This window comes from Polynucleobacter sp. QLW-P1DATA-2 (assembly GCF_001870365.1).
Classification (GTDB): Bacteria; Pseudomonadota; Gammaproteobacteria; order Burkholderiales; family Burkholderiaceae; genus Polynucleobacter.
This window is the reverse complement of sequence record NZ_LZMQ01000009.1, coordinates 12,006-27,911: the sequence shown is the minus strand read 5'-3', so window position 1 is coordinate 27,911 and position 15,906 is coordinate 12,006. Positions and strand designations below refer to the sequence as shown.

Annotated in this window: 15 protein-coding genes and 1 tRNA gene; 5 read left to right on the top strand and 11 right to left on the bottom strand. The window is 46.8% G+C overall.

Features of this window, described 5'->3' with window-relative positions; all coding sequences use genetic code 11:
• Positions 1-40: 40 nt before the first annotated feature.
• From A9236_RS09920 to A9236_RS09900, 5 genes are all read right to left on the bottom strand, one after another.
• The gene (locus A9236_RS09920) at positions 41-667 is read right to left on the bottom strand and encodes a membrane integrity-associated transporter subunit PqiC (protein ID WP_071465884.1); all 627 of its coding nucleotides are present in this window, start codon (positions 665-667) and stop codon (positions 41-43) included.
• On the bottom strand, positions 664-1,596 hold the full coding sequence (locus tag A9236_RS09915) for an MlaD family protein (RefSeq protein ID WP_071465885.1): 933 nt from the start codon (positions 1,594-1,596) through the stop codon (positions 664-666). The genes A9236_RS09920 and A9236_RS09915 overlap by 4 nt, the downstream gene beginning before the upstream one ends.
• A complete protein-coding gene (locus A9236_RS09910; RefSeq protein ID WP_071467869.1) occupies positions 1,593-2,378 on the bottom strand; it encodes an ABC transporter ATP-binding protein in 786 nt (261 codons plus the stop codon). The genes A9236_RS09915 and A9236_RS09910 overlap by 4 nt, the downstream gene beginning before the upstream one ends.
• Positions 2,378-3,568, bottom strand: a complete 1,191-nt coding sequence (locus A9236_RS09905; RefSeq protein ID WP_083393507.1) for an ABC transporter permease — start codon at positions 3,566-3,568, stop codon at positions 2,378-2,380. The genes A9236_RS09910 and A9236_RS09905 overlap by 1 nt, the downstream gene beginning before the upstream one ends.
• A gap of 88 nt (positions 3,569-3,656) precedes the next feature.
• A tRNA-Arg gene (locus tag A9236_RS09900) sits at positions 3,657-3,733 on the bottom strand.
• Positions 3,734-3,751: 18 nt separating this feature from the next.
• Here A9236_RS09900 and greB point away from each other — a divergent pair.
• Positions 3,752-4,252 (top strand): transcription elongation factor GreB, encoded by a 501-nt coding sequence (gene greB, locus A9236_RS09895; protein WP_071465887.1) that lies wholly within the window; start codon positions 3,752-3,754, stop codon positions 4,250-4,252.
• 6 nt (positions 4,253-4,258) lie between these two features.
• On the opposite strand, the gene A9236_RS09890 is transcribed toward greB, so the two are convergent.
• Genes A9236_RS09890 through A9236_RS09875 form a run of 4 tightly spaced genes read right to left on the bottom strand, consistent with a single transcriptional unit; the run spans position 4,259 to position 8,523 of the window.
• Entirely contained in the window at positions 4,259-6,661 is a 2,403-nt protein-coding gene (locus A9236_RS09890; protein ID WP_071465888.1) for a bifunctional (p)ppGpp synthetase/guanosine-3',5'-bis(diphosphate) 3'-pyrophosphohydrolase, read from the bottom strand.
• 15 nt (positions 6,662-6,676) lie between these two features.
• Positions 6,677-6,880, bottom strand: a complete 204-nt coding sequence (gene rpoZ / locus A9236_RS09885; protein WP_011902918.1) for a DNA-directed RNA polymerase subunit omega — start codon at positions 6,878-6,880, stop codon at positions 6,677-6,679.
• Positions 6,881-6,924: 44 nt separating this feature from the next.
• Positions 6,925-7,563 carry a guanylate kinase gene (gmk, locus tag A9236_RS09880; protein ID WP_071465889.1) on the bottom strand — a complete coding sequence of 213 codons (639 nt, stop codon included), beginning with the start codon at positions 7,561-7,563 and terminating at the stop codon, positions 6,925-6,927.
• A gap of 30 nt (positions 7,564-7,593) precedes the next feature.
• Positions 7,594-8,523, bottom strand: coding sequence for a YicC/YloC family endoribonuclease (locus A9236_RS09875; protein ID WP_071465890.1), 930 nt, complete (start codon positions 8,521-8,523; stop codon positions 7,594-7,596).
• Between the two features lie 41 nt (positions 8,524-8,564).
• On the opposite strand from A9236_RS09875, the gene rph reads away from it, so the two are divergent.
• The 4 genes from rph to A9236_RS09855 are packed head-to-tail and all read left to right on the top strand — an operon-like array spanning position 8,565 to position 12,153.
• On the top strand, positions 8,565-9,305 hold the full coding sequence (gene rph, locus A9236_RS09870) for a ribonuclease PH (RefSeq protein WP_071465891.1): 741 nt from the start codon (positions 8,565-8,567) through the stop codon (positions 9,303-9,305).
• 18 nt (positions 9,306-9,323) lie between these two features.
• Positions 9,324-9,914, top strand: a complete 591-nt coding sequence (gene rdgB, locus A9236_RS09865) for an RdgB/HAM1 family non-canonical purine NTP pyrophosphatase (protein ID WP_071465892.1) — start codon at positions 9,324-9,326, stop codon at positions 9,912-9,914.
• Positions 9,907-11,094, top strand: a complete 1,188-nt coding sequence (hemW, locus tag A9236_RS09860) for a radical SAM family heme chaperone HemW (RefSeq protein WP_071465893.1) — start codon at positions 9,907-9,909, stop codon at positions 11,092-11,094. The genes rdgB and hemW overlap by 8 nt, the downstream gene beginning before the upstream one ends.
• A gap of 45 nt (positions 11,095-11,139) precedes the next feature.
• Positions 11,140-12,153, top strand: a complete 1,014-nt coding sequence (locus tag A9236_RS09855; RefSeq protein WP_083393508.1) for a tripartite tricarboxylate transporter substrate binding protein — start codon at positions 11,140-11,142, stop codon at positions 12,151-12,153.
• A gap of 87 nt (positions 12,154-12,240) precedes the next feature.
• Here A9236_RS09855 and A9236_RS09850 read toward each other — a convergent pair whose 3' ends face one another.
• Both A9236_RS09850 and A9236_RS09845 read right to left on the bottom strand, forming a co-directional pair.
• Positions 12,241-14,352, bottom strand: coding sequence for an alkyl/aryl-sulfatase (locus tag A9236_RS09850; RefSeq protein ID WP_071465894.1), 2,112 nt, complete (start codon positions 14,350-14,352; stop codon positions 12,241-12,243).
• A gap of 98 nt (positions 14,353-14,450) precedes the next feature.
• A complete protein-coding gene (locus A9236_RS09845) occupies positions 14,451-15,893 on the bottom strand; it encodes a sensor histidine kinase (protein WP_071465895.1) in 1,443 nt (480 codons plus the stop codon).
• Positions 15,894-15,906: the final 13 nt, after the last annotated feature.

Here is a 15,906-nt window from a genome sequence, read left to right as displayed (position 1 = left end):
ATGAATAAAAATAGATTTGAATGAAATACGTTTGTTCAACTTACTGCCCCATTGGTTTTGGTAAATTGCCAGCGTATTTGTAAAGCTGCTCTTCATATTGCTTCAAGATTTCAGCAAGCGCTTGCTGCTGACCCAACACAAGCGCCTCAGGTGTATTGTCTTTGAGAGCAACGCGTTTGGTGTAACGATTTGCACCAATCAAGGGATTGCTTTTTCCACTATTGGTAACGGTGAGAAAGAACTCAACACTAACAACCGCTTCAGGCCTTACGCGATAGTCGCCGTAAAACTCATTCACAGTAGCTTGTAGGGTGTAGTAAGGAAAGAGGCTGGTGTTCTGACCGACTGTTGCAGAAAAAATACCGGCCTTATTGAACCATTCACGCTCAGAGTTGCTGATCATCTCCGATGGAATCGTTGAGTAGATATTATAAAAATCCTTTTCGTAACGCTGATCTGTGAGGCGATATACCAAAGACTTGCCATCATAGGGTGACGCAACACTCACTGCGCCAACCTTAAGCCAAAAATCGGAACGCTCTTTTAGTGGAGCTCCGGTGCGTTGTGGAGCAACGACCCAGCTGGTTGGCGTCACAGGACCACGAGTTGGTAAGGAGCAGGCACCTAGACCGGCTACCAAAATACATACGAGAACATATTTGATCATTTAGCCGCTCCTGACTGAGCTTGAGTACCATTCATAGGCAGCGTAATTTTTGCTGGCACCTCACCCCAAATCAAGCTAGACGGTGATTGGCTAGCAATTCGTGTGAACTCATTTAACTGTTCTGCGGTCTGCTTCAGGTTTTCAACCGTAAATTGGGTATCGCCCTGCATGCTAGTAATGGTTTGACGTAAAGCGACCATTGAACCAACCAACTCACGCATTAATATATTGAGCTCATCTTTATCTGTCACTTTGGCAATGCGCTCCATGATGATATTCATCTGTTTAACAGACTGAATCAGGCCATCATTATCCTTACCGGTGCCTGCCATCATCGTATTGAGATTGGTTAACAGTGCATCAAATTTTTTCTGCGTCCCATCGATATTGACTTGGTTTAAGCCATCGATCAGCTTTTGGATACCTTCAATAATTTGGTCAGCTTGATTAGGCAAGGAAGGAATAACGGGGTACCTTGACTTCCACTCATAGGGTAACGGTGGATAGGTTTGCGCGACAGGGGTAAAGTTAAATTCAATATAGTTCACGCCTGTAATACCTTGCGACTTCACCTGTGCGCGAAGATTGTTCTTAACAAATTCTTTAATCAGGTCTTCGTTCACAGTCTCACCCATAATCTGCATCCGCACCACTACATACTGACGGCGATCTTGAAACGGTACGTCTTGTTCATAGATGTCGCCCGACAAGCCAATCTGGGTCACCTGACCAATTTTGACCCCTCTAAATCGGACTGAAGCACCCGTATCTAATCCCGTGACCGATTGCTTAATATAGGTTTCGATGATGAAGGATTTTTTGAATAGCTGGCCTGAACCAAAGATCAAAATCACCGCAATCAGGACGCCGATTGCGGCAAGCACAAAAGCGCCAAGGCGGAAATAATTAGGATTGGAGTTAGTACTCATGCTGCGTCCTTAGTCGTAATGCGATTAAAGAATTGACGCACCCGAGGATCGGGGCTGGTGTCACGTAATACTTTAGGGTCACCTTCTGCAATGATCCCTTTAGCGGTTTTATCTAACATAATGACCTTATCGGCAATCGTATAAATACTGGCCAACTCATGCGAAACAATTACAAAGGTAATGCCGAGATTTTTAGATAAATCCAAAATGGTTTCATCCAAATCTGCTGAGGTAATGGGGTCGAGACCGGCGGATGGCTCATCTAAGAACAAAATCTTTGGATCCAGTGCCATCGCCCTTGCAATCGCTGCACGCTTTTGCATACCGCCACTGATATCGCTCGGCATATAAGTTTCATAAGGCAACAAGCCAACTAGATCGAGCTTGCAGCGGGCCAGCAGATTCATCTGGCTCTGAGTAAGTTGGGTGTACTCCTGCATGAACAAGGTCACGTTATCGAGTAGGTTCATAGAACCAAACAGTGCGCCCTGCTGATACATCACTCCAAAGCTCGTCATGATTTTCTGGCGCTCTGCACCCTGTGATGCAGTGATGTTTTGACCCTCAATCAACACATCCCCTGATAAGGGTTGATAAAGGCCAAAGATATTTTTGAGAAGACTGGACTTACCGCAACCTGAGCCACCCAAAATAACAAAGATTTCTCCGTTATTAACAGTAAAGTTCAGATCCTTCATCAAAATATTCGATCCATAACCTACAGTCAGATCTTTAACTTCGATTGCGTATGGGGTGCTTGGCGCGGTCACTGGTGTATTCATCAGAAACCTGTCTTATAAGAAATGAAAGCGAAGATACCGTCAACTAGCACGATCATCACAATACTACTGACTACTGCGCGCGTTGCAGAAATACCAACTGCTGCTGCACCAGTACCGGTTTGCATACCACGTAGACAACCCATCGCGGAAATCACAATACCAAATAAGGTAGCCTTAATAAGACCTGAGCAAATATCTTCAACGTCCACCGCATTGAGCATGCCGTTATAAAAATTAATAAATGGGATGCCATAAATCAACATTGTGAACATAGAAGCAATGATGCTCACAATATCGGCAAAGAGCGTCAGAATTGGCGCAACCAAAATGCCAGCTAGCACTCGTGGAACCACTAAGAAACGGATTGGACTAAGACCGCCCGTTACCAATGCATCAACCTCGTTATTGACTGTCATGGTGCCAATTTCAGCAGCAAAAGCAGCAGATGAACGACCAGCGAGCAAGATTGCGGTAATTAAAGGTCCCATCTCACGCACGATCCCTAGCGCAGCTAAGGGGCCTACGAAAGTGGTGGCCCCGAACTGCTTCATGCCAATAGCCGCCTGGAAAGACAAGATCACACCGATCAGAAATGCCACGAGGCCTACGATAGGTAAAGCGGCGATACCAGCCTCTACAGCTGCATTAACAAAATCGCCCCAACGCACTTGTTTAATGTGACGAATGGACCAAAATAAATCTGCCGCTAAGTGTCCTGTAAATGTAATCAGTCCACGTGTGTCATCAATCAGGTTCTGCGCAGCCATGCCGGTACTAACCACAAAACTTCTTTTGGGTTTAACTGCTGGCGTTGGAAATAAATTGGTGATTGGATCAAATTCGTGGAGCATCGGCTCATAACGAGAATCCAACCCTATCAAAGAAAACTTCGCGCCCACCTTTTGCTGCGCTTCTTCTACGCCAATCAAAAATGCAATACCTGCTCCATCCAAAGAAGAAACTTGTGATGCATCAAACGTGAGGGATGCAGATTGAATCTTGCCTTGTGGAATTTGCGCTAACCAAGCGTCCTGCGCATTCCGAATCTGAGTCCAGATTCCGCCTAAGGTGTAGACATTCACTTGTCCATTCAAACTGACCTTGGCGTTAGAGGCGTCAATGAGTGACCAAACTGCCACTGGGGCACTGGCAGCAGGATTAACGGCGGAAATAGTGTCAGAAACGCTCATATCGAGACTATAAGGTATCTACAAGAAACCTCTGTGAAATGCTAAAAAAGAAAAAGGGCCCAGTTTTTCAACTAGGCCCTGCATAAGTTGGTGCGGCTGGCAGGAATTGAACCCACGACCCCTTGGTTCGTAGCCAAGTACTCTATCCAGCTGAGCTACAGCCGCAACAGCCATAATTATGCCATGGAAGAGAAGAACTACATCACTCCCGCTGGTCACGAGCGGATTAAAACCGAGCTCCTACAGCTTCTAAACCTTGATCGGCCTGAGGTTGTAAAGGTTGTGCACTGGGCGGCCAGCAATGGTGACCGGTCGGAAAATGGGGACTATATCTACGGAAAAAAGCGTCTCAGGGAGATTGATCGACGGATTCGCTTCCTCAATAAACGCCTTGAATTCGCCGTTGTTGTGGACAATTTAACGAGAAAAACAGGTGATGCCGACGCTGAGCAGATCTTTTTTGGGGCCACGGTGTCCTACTCCCCGGTAGCGGGTAAAGATGCAGGAAAAGAGACCACCATCACCATTGTGGGCGTCGATGAAGTCGACTTAGAGAAAAACCACGTGAGTTGGGTGTCGCCGATTGCCAAGGCCTTGATTAAGGCAAGATTAGGCGATTGCGTGACTATTCAAACACCAACTGGCCCTACTAAAATCGAAATACTAGACGTTCAGTATCTCTAGGCTGGTTTAAACAGCGCGCGTACGAGTCACGCGCATGACATCTGGATTGGTTCGTAAGCTCCGCATCACTTTAGATAAGTGCAGGCGGTCATAGACTTGAATCGTAAAGCGAATGGTGACCGAGTCTTCTTTAAAGCGATCTTCCATTGATACATTCATAATGTTAGAGTCCGCAGAGGTAACGCTGCTAGCGACTCGAGCCAAAACACCTTTGCCTTGACGTGTATCGATTGCAAGGTCAACTTCAAATTCTCGATTGAGCTCTTTAGCCCACTCGACTTCAACCCACTTATCGCTATCTTTGGAGAGCATACGTAAAGCGACTGGACAGTCGTGGATGTGAACTTGCAGGCCCTCACCTTTACCAAGGTAACCAATAATGCCATCGCCTGGTATCGGATGACAGCAGGATTGAAAATGAATTGAATTGCCTTCACGACCATCCACCAAAATAGCTTGACGCTGATGCTGATGAGATTCCTGGTTCGGCGCAACCCAATCCGCAGCACCAAGACGCATCTGCTCGCCACCGCCCTCATCATCGATCAAAATCTTGAGACGAATGGCTAGCTCTTGGGGTGAACGACGACCTAGGGCGATATTGACACACGCCTCTTCACGGGTCTTATCACCCGTCCAGTGCATGAGTTTTTCCCAAATTTCAGGAGTCAGTAGTGCAGCATCGACGCCTTGTTGGCGTAGACCATTGGCAAGCAATCTTTCACCCAATTGGAGAGATTCAGAATAATGCTTCGTCTTTAATGAATGGCGAATCGAAGCGCGCGCTTTACCGGTACGCACAAATGCCAACCAACCAGGATTCGGTTGTGAATTTCCTGATGTGACAACTTCAATAATGTCGCCATTCTTGAGCTCACTGCGAAGAGGTAGCTGGAGACCGTTGACCTTGACGGCAACACAAGTATTACCTAGGTCGCTATGAATCGAATAGGCAAAGTCTAGGGCGGTTGCGCCTCTTGGGAGCGCACGAATTTGGCCCTTAGGCGTGAACACATAAACCGCATCTGGAAATAGGTCAATCTTGACGTGCTCTAAGAATTCTTGTGAGTCGCCACTACTATCTTGAATATCAATCAAGGACTGGAGCCATTGATGCGCGCGGTTTTGCACTTCACTCATATCGGGTGAGCCATCCTTATAGGCCCAGTGCGCTGCAACGCCAGCCTCTGCTACAGCATGCATATCGGTAGTACGAATCTGAAACTCAACCGGTACACCAGATGGCCCTAATAAAGTGGTGTGCAAGGATTGATAGCCGTTGAGCTTAGGAATGGCAATGTAATCTTTGAACTTACCGGGCATCGGCTTAAAAAGAGAATGCAAGATACCCAATGAGCGATAGCACTCATCAATGCTGCCAACCGTGACACGGAATGCATACACATCTAAGACCTGTGAAAAGCTGACGTGTTTAGCACGCATCTTGTTGTAGATGCTGTAGAGTGTTTTTTCACGACCACGAAGATCAACCTCTAGATTCGCTTTCGCAAAGGCCATACGAGCGGACTGCAAAATCTTTTCAACCATTTCCTTGCGGTTGCCACGCGCCCGCTTAACGGCCCCTTCAATAACCCGAAAACGCATGGGCATTGAGTAACGGAAACTCAGATCTTGTAAATCTCGATAGATGATGTTTAAGCCAAGGCGATGCGCAATAGGTGCATAGATCTCGATGGTTTCAGCAGCAACCCTGCGACGCTTTTCCATTGGAACTGCATCCAAAGTGCGCATATTGTGCGTACGGTCTGCGAGCTTTACTAAGATCACGCGGACATCACGCGCCATCGCCATAAACATTTTGCGAAAACTCTCAGCCTGAGCTTCTGCATGGCTCTGAAACTCTAGCTTGTCGAGCTTAGTGAGGCCCTCAACCAGCTCAGCCACCTTATTGCCAAACTTTTCTACTAAATCTGCTTTAGTACACCCCGTATCTTCAATCACATCATGCAATAGTGCCGCCATGATAGAAGGAGCATCCAAGCGCCAGGTAGCACAGAGTTCTGCAACGGCTACAGGATGGGTGATGTAAGGCTCGCCACTGTGACGATACTGACCCAAGTGAGCCGCATCAGAAAACTGAAAGGCTTTTTTGACTTGGATGATTTCTTCCGGCTTGAGGTATGTCAGTTTTGAGAGTAAGCCCTCAATCGAAACCACCTGATGCTTAAGAGGCAGTGTGGGCGCAGAGGTTGGCCCAAACAAATGACGGCTCGACTGTGCCAACAAAGTCGCAATGATCGACTTCTTGCCGTTTTGAGAATGACTACCTAGAGATGTATCTGATGGGGTATCCAGTAAATCTTGTTGAGCTACCCCAAAGGAGGCCTCATTGGGCGAGACCCCTCCTACTAATTCCGATGTCTTGGTTGTTCCTAAAGGGAGCTCCACACCGGAACTCCTAAATTACAAAGGAACTTTGGTCAACATGTCACGGTCAGTAACACCAGCAGCTACTTCACGCAAAGCAACTACCGTAGCTTTATCTCTGGACTCAACACGTGGGGAGTGACCTTGAACTAATTGACGTGCGCGATATGTCGCAGCCAACACGAGTTCAAAACGATTTGGAATGGTTTTCAGGCAATCTTCTACAGTAATACGGGCCATGCTGGACTCACTTAATTTAGCTTCAATACCTATAGGATAACTGATTACACCCCAAGGCGCCTTAAAAGAGCTGGATTACGGGCCATGCTGGGTCCAGAGCGAAGGCGGCTGGAAGCCAAAATATGCTTTAGGTCAACTAGGGCCTGATCAAAGGAATCATTCACCACAATAAAATCAGCCTCGTGGGCATGCTGCAATTCGATATGGGCAGCAGCCAAGCGTCTCTGAATGGTGGCTTCATCATCCTGCCCGCGTTTGCGCAAACGTTCCTCTAAAGCTTCTATTGAAGGTGGGAAAATAAAGATCCACTGTACTGATGGAATGAGTTTGCGAATTTGCTGTGCACCCTGCCAATCGATCTCGAGCATCACATCACTACCTGCTTGCATTTGAGATTCAATCCATGGTTTTGATGTGCCATAAAAATGACCATGCACTTCTGCCCACTCCAAGAAATGGCCTTGGTCTCTTTCAGCAATAAAATCTTCTTTAGAGGCAAAACGATAATCCCTGCCATTTATTTCACCAGGTCTTGGTGAACGTGTCGTGGTAGATAAAGACAGTGTCAATCCAGCATCTTCTTTTAATAGCGCATTCACTAAAGAGGATTTGCCAGCACCGGATGGCGCCACAATCATCAACATGCTACCTTGATAAGAAGGGGTCGAAATTGGACTAGTCATGGGTTAATTGTACGGATTATGAATGAATCATCATTCCAAGTTTTGCACTTGCTCACGCATTTGCTCAATCAGAAGCTTAAGCTCAAGGGCTGCTTGGGTACATTCTTCAGAAACCGATTTAGAGCTAAGGGTATTGGCTTCGCGATTGAGTTCTTGCATCAGGAAATCCAATCTCTTACCCACAGGGCCCTTACCAGCCAAAGCGGTATCAACAGCCTGCAGATGGGTTTTTAAACGGGCGAACTCTTCCGCCACATCAATGCGTACCGCGTACAAAACGACTTCCTGGCGAATACGCTCCATCAGTTCTGTGCCCGCTTTAGCTTGCTCTTGAGCCGCCAAGGCTTCAGATAAGCGTTCGGTGAGCTTCTCTTGATACTGAGCAACATATTCAGGGACCTTGGGTTCAATCACCTTCACAATCTCGCGCATCTTCTTCGTAATATTGGTCAATACCCCAACCAAGGCTTGGCCTTCTGCATGGCGACTAGTCAGTAATGCCTCTAAGGCGGCACGCCCCGCCTCTACCGTTGCGGCAATCCAACCCTCTTCTTCGCCACGGGGCTCAGAAACAATTCCAGGCCAACGTAGCACTTCAGCAACACTCAACTCTTGCGCTTTTGGAAAGGCTTCTTGGGCTTTTTCTTGAAGGGTGTAAAGCGCATCAAGGCGATCTTTATTTATCGCCCCTAAGGCATGTGGGTTGCTCTTGGCAGCGCCAGCAGCACCACTATTGACCCGCCATGCCGCCCGAAACTCCACCTTGCCACGGGATAGGCCGTGAGTAGCCATTTCTCGTAAAGCAGGCTCAGCCCCACGGCACTCATCTGGCAGACGAAAGCCCAAATCCAGAAAGCGGCTATTAACAGCCCTACATTCCACCTGCAGATCAGCAACTACGCCAGCCCCTAGGGAGACTTGGCGAGATGCGCTGCCATAACCAGTCATGCTCGATATCATAGGGACATTGTAGATTCTTTATAGCCCTTTAGGACAAATCCATGAGCAACCCAAATTTAAGCACCGTCACCCGTCCAAGCGGTCGCAAACCAAAAGACTTACGCCCCGTTACGATTTCCAGAAGCTTTACCAAACATGCTGAAGGTTCTGTCTTAATCGCATTTGGAGATACCAAGGTTTTATGTACCGCCAGCATCCTCGATAAGGTCCCGCCGCATAAGCGTGGCTCTGGCGAGGGATGGGTTACCGCTGAATACGGCATGCTGCCCCGCTCTACACATACTCGCAGTGATCGTGAAGCCGCTCGCGGCAAGCAATCGGGTCGCACTCAAGAAATTCAGCGTCTCATCGGCCGCGCAATGCGCAGCGTCTTCAATTTAGAAATCTTGGGTGAACGCACGATTCATTTAGATTGTGATGTCTTGCAAGCGGATGGTGGTACACGAACTGCTTCTATAACAGGCGCCTATGTTGCAGCCCGTGATGCTGTCAATCAGTTACTGAAAAGTGGTGCACTCTCACAAGATCCCATCATTGATAGTGTTGCCGCCATCTCTGTTGGCATCTATCACGGCGTCCCAGTGCTGGATTTGGATTACCCAGAGGACTCCTCTTGCGATACCGATATGAATGTCGTCATGACAGGCAAAGGCGGCATGATTGAAGTGCAAGGCACTGCTGAAGGTGCAGCCTTCTCCAGAAGTGAGTTGACTGCTCTGCTTGATTTGGCTGAACTGGGAATTCAAGAGCTCACGCAATTACAGATTGATGCATTGAAATAAGTAAGAGCACAAAATCACATGCAAAAATTGGTTCTCGCCTCTAATAACGCTGGCAAGGTTCGGGAGTTTCAAGCGCTATTGGCGCCCTTGAATTTTCAAGTGATTCCCCAAGGGGAGTTGGGCATTCCGGCGGCAGAAGAGCCTCACCATACTTTTGTTGAAAACGCTCTTGCTAAGGCGCGTCATGCCAGTGCAGCAAGTGGGCTGCCAGCATTAGCAGATGATTCCGGAATTTGTGCACATGCATTAAATGGTCACCCAGGTGTTTTATCGGCCCGCTACGCAGGCGTGCCTGCAAATGATGCAGCCAACAATCGTAAGTTAATTGCAGATCTCAAGGACAAAAATAATCGTGGCGCTCACTATGTATGTGCTTTGGTATTTGTAAGTAGCACTAACGATCCAGAACCCCTCATTGTGCAAACCCGCTGGTATGGTCAATTTGTTGATCAAGCCAAAGGGAGCAATGGTTTTGGCTACGACCCTCACTTTCTTCTGCCTGAATTAGGTCTTACTGCCGCGGAGTTAGAGCCCGCAAAGAAGAATGAAATTAGTCATCGCGGACAAGCACTGCGTGAGCTCATTACCCAATTGAAGTCTCGTGTCTAAATTGCCAGCTAAAGCTGTTTCCTTAACAGCACTGCCCCCACTCTCGCTCTATATTCACTTTCCTTGGTGCGAAAAGAAATGTCCTTACTGTGATTTCAACTCTCATCAAGTTAAGGATGGTATTGGTAAAAATGGGTTTGATGAAAAACGTTATCTCAAGGCATTAATCGCCGATCTAGAAACAGAGCTTCCCAATGTTTGGGGTCGGTCGGTTCACACCATCTTTATTGGTGGTGGCACTCCGAGCTTGTTATCTCCCGAGGGTATGGATGAACTGCTCTCCGCCATTCGCGCTCGAGTAAATCTAGAGCCTGCTGCGGAAATCACCATGGAAGCCAATCCCGGATCGATTGAGGCAAATAAGTTTTCCGCTTTTGCTCGATGCGGCATCAATCGCGTATCGATCGGAGTACAAAGCTTTCAGGATGAGCAACTCAAGGCCTTAGGGCGAATTCATAATGGTGAAGAAGCCAAACGCGCTATTCAGATTGCTATAGACAACTTCACATCCGTTAATTTAGATCTGATGTATGGACTGCCAAATCAAAGTCTAGCGGCTGCAAAGGCAGATATAGAGACTGCCCTGTCATTTAAAACACCCCATCTTTCTTTGTACAACCTTACGCTTGAACCGAATACCTACTTCGCCAGCTTTCCCCCCAAATTGCCCAGTGAGGATGAGATTGATGCCATCTTTGAGCAGAATTTAGATCTGCTGACCAAGGCCGGTTACAAACGTTATGAAGTCTCTGCGTATGCTCAGAAAGATCAGGAGTGCAAACACAATCTAAACTATTGGCGCTTTGGTGATTACATCGGTATTGGTGCTGGCGCCCATGGCAAAGTTTCGTTTCCAAATAAGATCACCCGCCAAGTTCGCGAACGTCATCCAGAGACCTATATGGCCGCTATGGAAAGTAAAGGTAACGCCTTGATTGAATCACGCGAGATTGACTCCAAGGACCTCCCTTTTGAATTTATGCTCAATACTTTGCGATTAAGCGATGGTGTAGAAACCGCTACGTTTAGTGAGCGGACAGGCCTACCTCTTCACGTGATTAGCAAGTCACTAGATGAAGCCTGCAAGAAAGGCTTGCTTGATGAAAACCCCAGCAAACTGATGGCTACAGGTCAGGGTTTACGCTATCTCAACAATCTGCAAGAGATCTTTCTCAGTTAAAGTAGGTCTCTTAAGGGATCTCAAAATCCTCCTCGGAGACAAGTAATGATTTTTAGTAATTTGCACAGCGCAGGCCGTAGTCGCTTGTTTGCCTGTTTAGCCTTATCACTGAGCGCCCTCATTTTGTCGTCGGGCGCTTTTGCTCAAACCAAATCGTGGCCAGATAAACCAGTCAAACTGTTTGTTGGTTTTCCCCCTGGTGGTGGTTCAGATGCCATCGCGCGCATCATTGCCATCAACCTCTCACAAATGTGGGGCCAACAGGTTGTCATTGATAATCGCGGCGGTGCAGCAGGCACCATTGCGGCTGATCTGGTTGCCAAATCACCCCCGGATGGATATACCCTTGGCTTAGCGCACGTCAACGCCCTCTCCATCATTCCAGCGCTTGGGCAAAAAATGTCCTATAACGCTAGCACCGATTTCACACCGATTGTTTTATTAGGCATTACTCCCAATATCTTGATCGCCAATGTGGATGCCCCTGCAAAAAATGTAAAAGACCTCGTTGCCTATATGAAACAAAACCCGGGCAAGGTGAGCTTTGGGTCTGCCGGCAATGGCAGCACACAACATTTAGCATATGAACTCTTCATGCACATGGCAGGAGCAGATGCTCTGCACATACCCTACAAAGGGAGTGGCCCTGTCTTGGTTGATCTGATGGCTGGTCATATCACCTATGCCTTTGAAACTATGAGCGCGGCTACACCACATATCCAAAGTGGCAAAGTGATTCCTCTGGCGCAGACTCGCACTAAGCGCTCAGCAGCTTATCCCAATCTTCCAACCATTGAACAGCTGGGCTATGTGGGCTTTGAGGCTACTGCCTGGTATGGGTTAATGGGTCCTGCAAAGCTGGATCCAAAAATTGTCGACAAGATTAATGCTGACGTAAATACGATTTTGCGTAAGCCAGAAATTCAAGCGAAGTTGGCTGAGGTTGGCGCAGAGGATGGCGGTGGTAGCCCTGCAGCCTTTAGCAAATTCATCATTAAAGATCGTAACCAGTGGGCTAAATTAGTCAAAGATGCCAAGCTACAAGTAGATTTGAATTAATCATTTCTACTTCTTTAATGGCAATAATAAAAAAGGACTTTTCAAAGTCCTTTTTTATTTCACTCAGCACCCTCTTCAGCCCTGCAATTATTCGCCTGCAGTAATTGCCAATTCTTGAGCGGTAAATGGATCTTGTGGTTGTGCGCTTACAGGCTTAATCGATGCCTGCTTTGGCTTTGTTCCTGGCATTAACTCAAAGTCAGGCTTAAAGATTGTCAAAGAACTACGAAGTTGATCAAACGCCTTGCGATCACCATCAAATTGAGCCTTGCCCTCTGCCTGCAATTGCTCGAAGGTCGTTTGGCCCCCCATCACCCGTTCTAGATCACTGCGATTCACAGTAATAGTCAGCGTTGGATTCTTGGCCTGTTGTCCTTTGATATTGGTCAGCACTGAATTGCTCATCTCCACAATAAACTTCTCACCGTTATCAGGCGTAGAGAGATTGATTGTGAATTTCATGCCAGCTGCTTTCTTGCTGTCCAAACTGATTCCCAAGGAGTTCAGCCAAAGCTCCGTGGTCATAGCCTTAATCATGTCAGGACCATTGGATTTTGGGGATGCTCCCGTTGGCATGCCATGACGCAATTCGTATGCAGCGCCCAAGAAGCTATTGCGCATACTTGGACTTTCTTTTTGGTAGCCAATTTGCTCAAAGATATCAGCCAATAAATCTTTTGCAGCAGTATTGTCAGGTTGTGCATAAACCAACTTATTGACAATCTCCATCGCCTCACGATATTTACCCTGCTTATAGAGTTGGCGACCTTTAGCCAGGATTTTGGAAGAACCACCCATCATCTCGACATAAAGAGGCGCTGCATCTCTGGGCGATAGTGGTGCTAGCGTTGCAGGGTTGGCATCCCAATATCCTAGATAACGATTGATCACCGCCCTACTGTTATGCTCTTCAGAGCCATGGTAGCTATGCGCCGCCCATTGGGTTTTTAAGCTATCTGGCTGCTTATAGACGTTTTGAATTTCGTTAATCGTGACGCCATTATTAGCTAGGTGCAACACTTCATTGTGCAAATGAGCATAGCTGTCACGCTGAGTACGCATCACCTCCTGAATACGTTCATTACCCCAACGTGGCCAACTATGTGAGGCAAACATCACCTCACTATCATTACCGTAGCGGTATAAAGCATTATTAATATTCTTAGACCATGCCAATGAGTCACGCACCAAAGCGCCACGTAAGGTGTAGATGTTGTGAATGGTGCCGGTAATATTTTCTGCTGCCCAGAATGCCTTAAATTGCGGGAAATAAGTATTCATCTCCGCAGGCGCTTCAGTGCCTGGCGTATTTTGGAACTCCATCACTACACCATCGACATTCATGGTTTCGTAGGGCTGCGTAATGTAAACATTGGGCTCAATTAATCCTAAGTTCCCTGCCGCAGTATTTTTACCAATCGATTGGTCGACGTGCCCAAAGGGGCTACGGGGTAGCAAGACTCCATACTGGAAGTACATCCGGCGAGTCATGGCATTGCCGGCATAGACATTCTCAGCTACCGCATGATCCATAAAGCCCGCTGGTGCGATTACCTTTACTTTGCCGTCCTTCACATCAGCCTCGTCTACGACGCCACGCACACCACCAAAGTGGTCGCCATGGGAATGGGAGTAAACCACTGCTACGACTGGACGCTTGCCTAACTTTTCATTTACAAGTTCTAGGGCTGCCCTAGCCGTTTCTTTGGCAGTGAGTGGATCAAAGACAATCCAGCCTGAATTCGTCTTAATAAAACTGATATTGGCCAGGTCAAAGCCACGGACTTGATAAATTTTTCCGGGCACCACTTCATAAAGTCCATAACCCATATTGAGAATAGCCTGGCGCTGCAAAGATGGGTGCACACTATCAAAGTCTTTGCCTTGTAATAGAAAATCATAGCTTCCCATGTCCCATGCCACGTTGCCGGCATCAGCCATGATGGTCTTATACGTTGGCGCTGCAATAAATCCGCGCTTTGACTCTTCAAAGTCGCGTTTATCTTCAAAAGGCAGTGTTTTGCGCAAACCGTTTTGTAGCTCAACGGTGTAGGTCGACGGCGCATTACCCTTTGGGTCAAAATGCTTGCCCTCCATAGCACCCGGATCTGCCACTACACCACCGCCTCCAGCTGCAAAAATTGTGCCAGCCGTTAGCAAGGATGCCGCAAGAGCGATTTGTTTTAGTGAATTTCTCATACGCCTGACCTTTAAAGGGGATATTTCCGATTACTTAATGATAGGTGCCGCTACCTACATGGCAATTAGCCCTTAAGCTAATCAAAATTGGGTTAACTCTAGCTTAAATGGGGTTTAGAGGGAAGCTGAAATACAAACTTCGCTCCGCCATCTGCACTTGCTTCAGACCAAATCAGCCCACCATGTCGCGTCACAATGTGTTTACACAACCATAAGCCTAAACCCATTCCAGAATTTTTAGAGCTAGAAAGCAATTCAAATAAGTGAGCCTGTGCGTCAGCAGAAATACCATCGCCATTGTCGGCAATCGTGATCTGAATGCCATCCCCAACATGTGCCCCCTCAATGGTGAGCTTCTTATCTAGTTGATGAGATTTTGCTAATGCTTGAATAGCATTGTTCACCAAATTTAAAAGAGCCTGCTGAATCTCGCTAGCAGTCACACCAACAGTTAAGTTCGGCTCCAAGCGCAGTATCAGCTGAATATTCTTGGAGGCCATTTCTGGTTTTGCAATATTTAAAACGGCCTGAACCAGTTCAGCCATATCTATTGTGGATGGGGTAATTTTTTCATCCGAGAAGATGGAGCGCAATGACCGAATAATGCTCGCCGCCCTTTGATTATCCGAAAGTAAGGTTTCTAAAATTTCCTTCTCAATAACGGGGCTTAGGTGACCCTCAGCCAGTTTCTTTTGCAAAAATTGAATATTGAGACTCGATGCTCCAAGTGGTTGATTTAATTCATGAGCAATTGAAGCTGATAAAGCGCCGGTACTAGCGCTTTTATTCGCTTTTAACAGCGAGCCAATAAGCTGCTCTCGCTCCTGCAGAAGTCGCTTGATTTCTTCGTTTTCTAGGGTTGCCTTCGCATTCACAATCGCTATCTGTTCAGCCCAATAGCCACCAATCGCAATATAAGAAAGCGTATTCATCACCAATTGTGCAATCGTAAATAAGATCAATATTTGTGGCAGCTGATCAACCTCAAGAATGGGGGTTGTGGACGTTAAGATAGCTATGCGCCCGAGAGCAAAAAACATTTCAGCTGAACTCGCGTACTGTAGATAGGTCAACTGTTTTGAAGAGTCTTGCTTTTTCTTCTGTCTCAACCAATAGATTTGCGAGGCATACAAAATGGATGAAAGACTGGCCATAAAAATGGTTCGGATTTCAAAGTTTGCGTAGTGGCGCATGTATTCAAATACGCACAAAAATACCAACAAAGAAACAGCTAAAGCAATTTGTGTGCGCCTGGAAATCTGATGTAACAGCGATTGACAAAATAATGCTTGCAGAGCAGCAGAAGCAAAAAATAAGATGTTGGCTAGGGTGAAATTAAATTCAGGGTTTTTCATATCCTGAATTGTGAGAATACCCGCACCGAAAATGAGTAAAGCGGCAATGCTAGACAGCAGTGAAGCCATCCAATAAGAACTAGGCCGAACGATATTTTGAGTGCGGTAATAGTGATAAACGCCGGAGAATAGACCGGCTTGAATAATGCCCAAAATGAAGAAGTAAATCGATAGTAGAAGCTTCATATTGGATATCGTA

Coding starts and splice junctions, on each gene's coding strand:
- rpoZ (WP_011902918.1), bottom strand. CDS start 6,880: ATGGCCCGTATTACTGTAGAAGATTGCCTGAAAACCATTCCAAATCGT.
- gmk (WP_071465889.1), bottom strand. CDS start 7,563: ATGACTAGTCCAATTTCGACCCCTTCTTATCAAGGTAGCATGTTGATG.
- rph (WP_071465891.1), top strand. CDS start 8,565: ATGAGCAACCCAAATTTAAGCACCGTCACCCGTCCAAGCGGTCGCAAA.
- A9236_RS09850 (WP_071465894.1), bottom strand. CDS start 14,352: ATGAGAAATTCACTAAAACAAATCGCTCTTGCGGCATCCTTGCTAACG.
- A9236_RS09910 (WP_071467869.1), bottom strand. CDS start 2,378: ATGAATACACCAGTGACCGCGCCAAGCACCCCATACGCAATCGAAGTT.
- greB (WP_071465887.1), top strand. CDS start 3,752: ATGGAAGAGAAGAACTACATCACTCCCGCTGGTCACGAGCGGATTAAA.
- A9236_RS09875 (WP_071465890.1), bottom strand. CDS start 8,523: ATGATATCGAGCATGACTGGTTATGGCAGCGCATCTCGCCAAGTCTCC.
- A9236_RS09855 (WP_083393508.1), top strand. CDS start 11,140: ATGATTTTTAGTAATTTGCACAGCGCAGGCCGTAGTCGCTTGTTTGCC.
- A9236_RS09845 (WP_071465895.1), bottom strand. CDS start 15,893: ATGAAGCTTCTACTATCGATTTACTTCTTCATTTTGGGCATTATTCAA.
- A9236_RS09920 (WP_071465884.1), bottom strand. CDS start 667: ATGATCAAATATGTTCTCGTATGTATTTTGGTAGCCGGTCTAGGTGCC.
- rdgB (WP_071465892.1), top strand. CDS start 9,324: ATGCAAAAATTGGTTCTCGCCTCTAATAACGCTGGCAAGGTTCGGGAG.
- A9236_RS09905 (WP_083393507.1), bottom strand. CDS start 3,568: ATGAGCGTTTCTGACACTATTTCCGCCGTTAATCCTGCTGCCAGTGCC.
- A9236_RS09915 (WP_071465885.1), bottom strand. CDS start 1,596: ATGAGTACTAACTCCAATCCTAATTATTTCCGCCTTGGCGCTTTTGTG.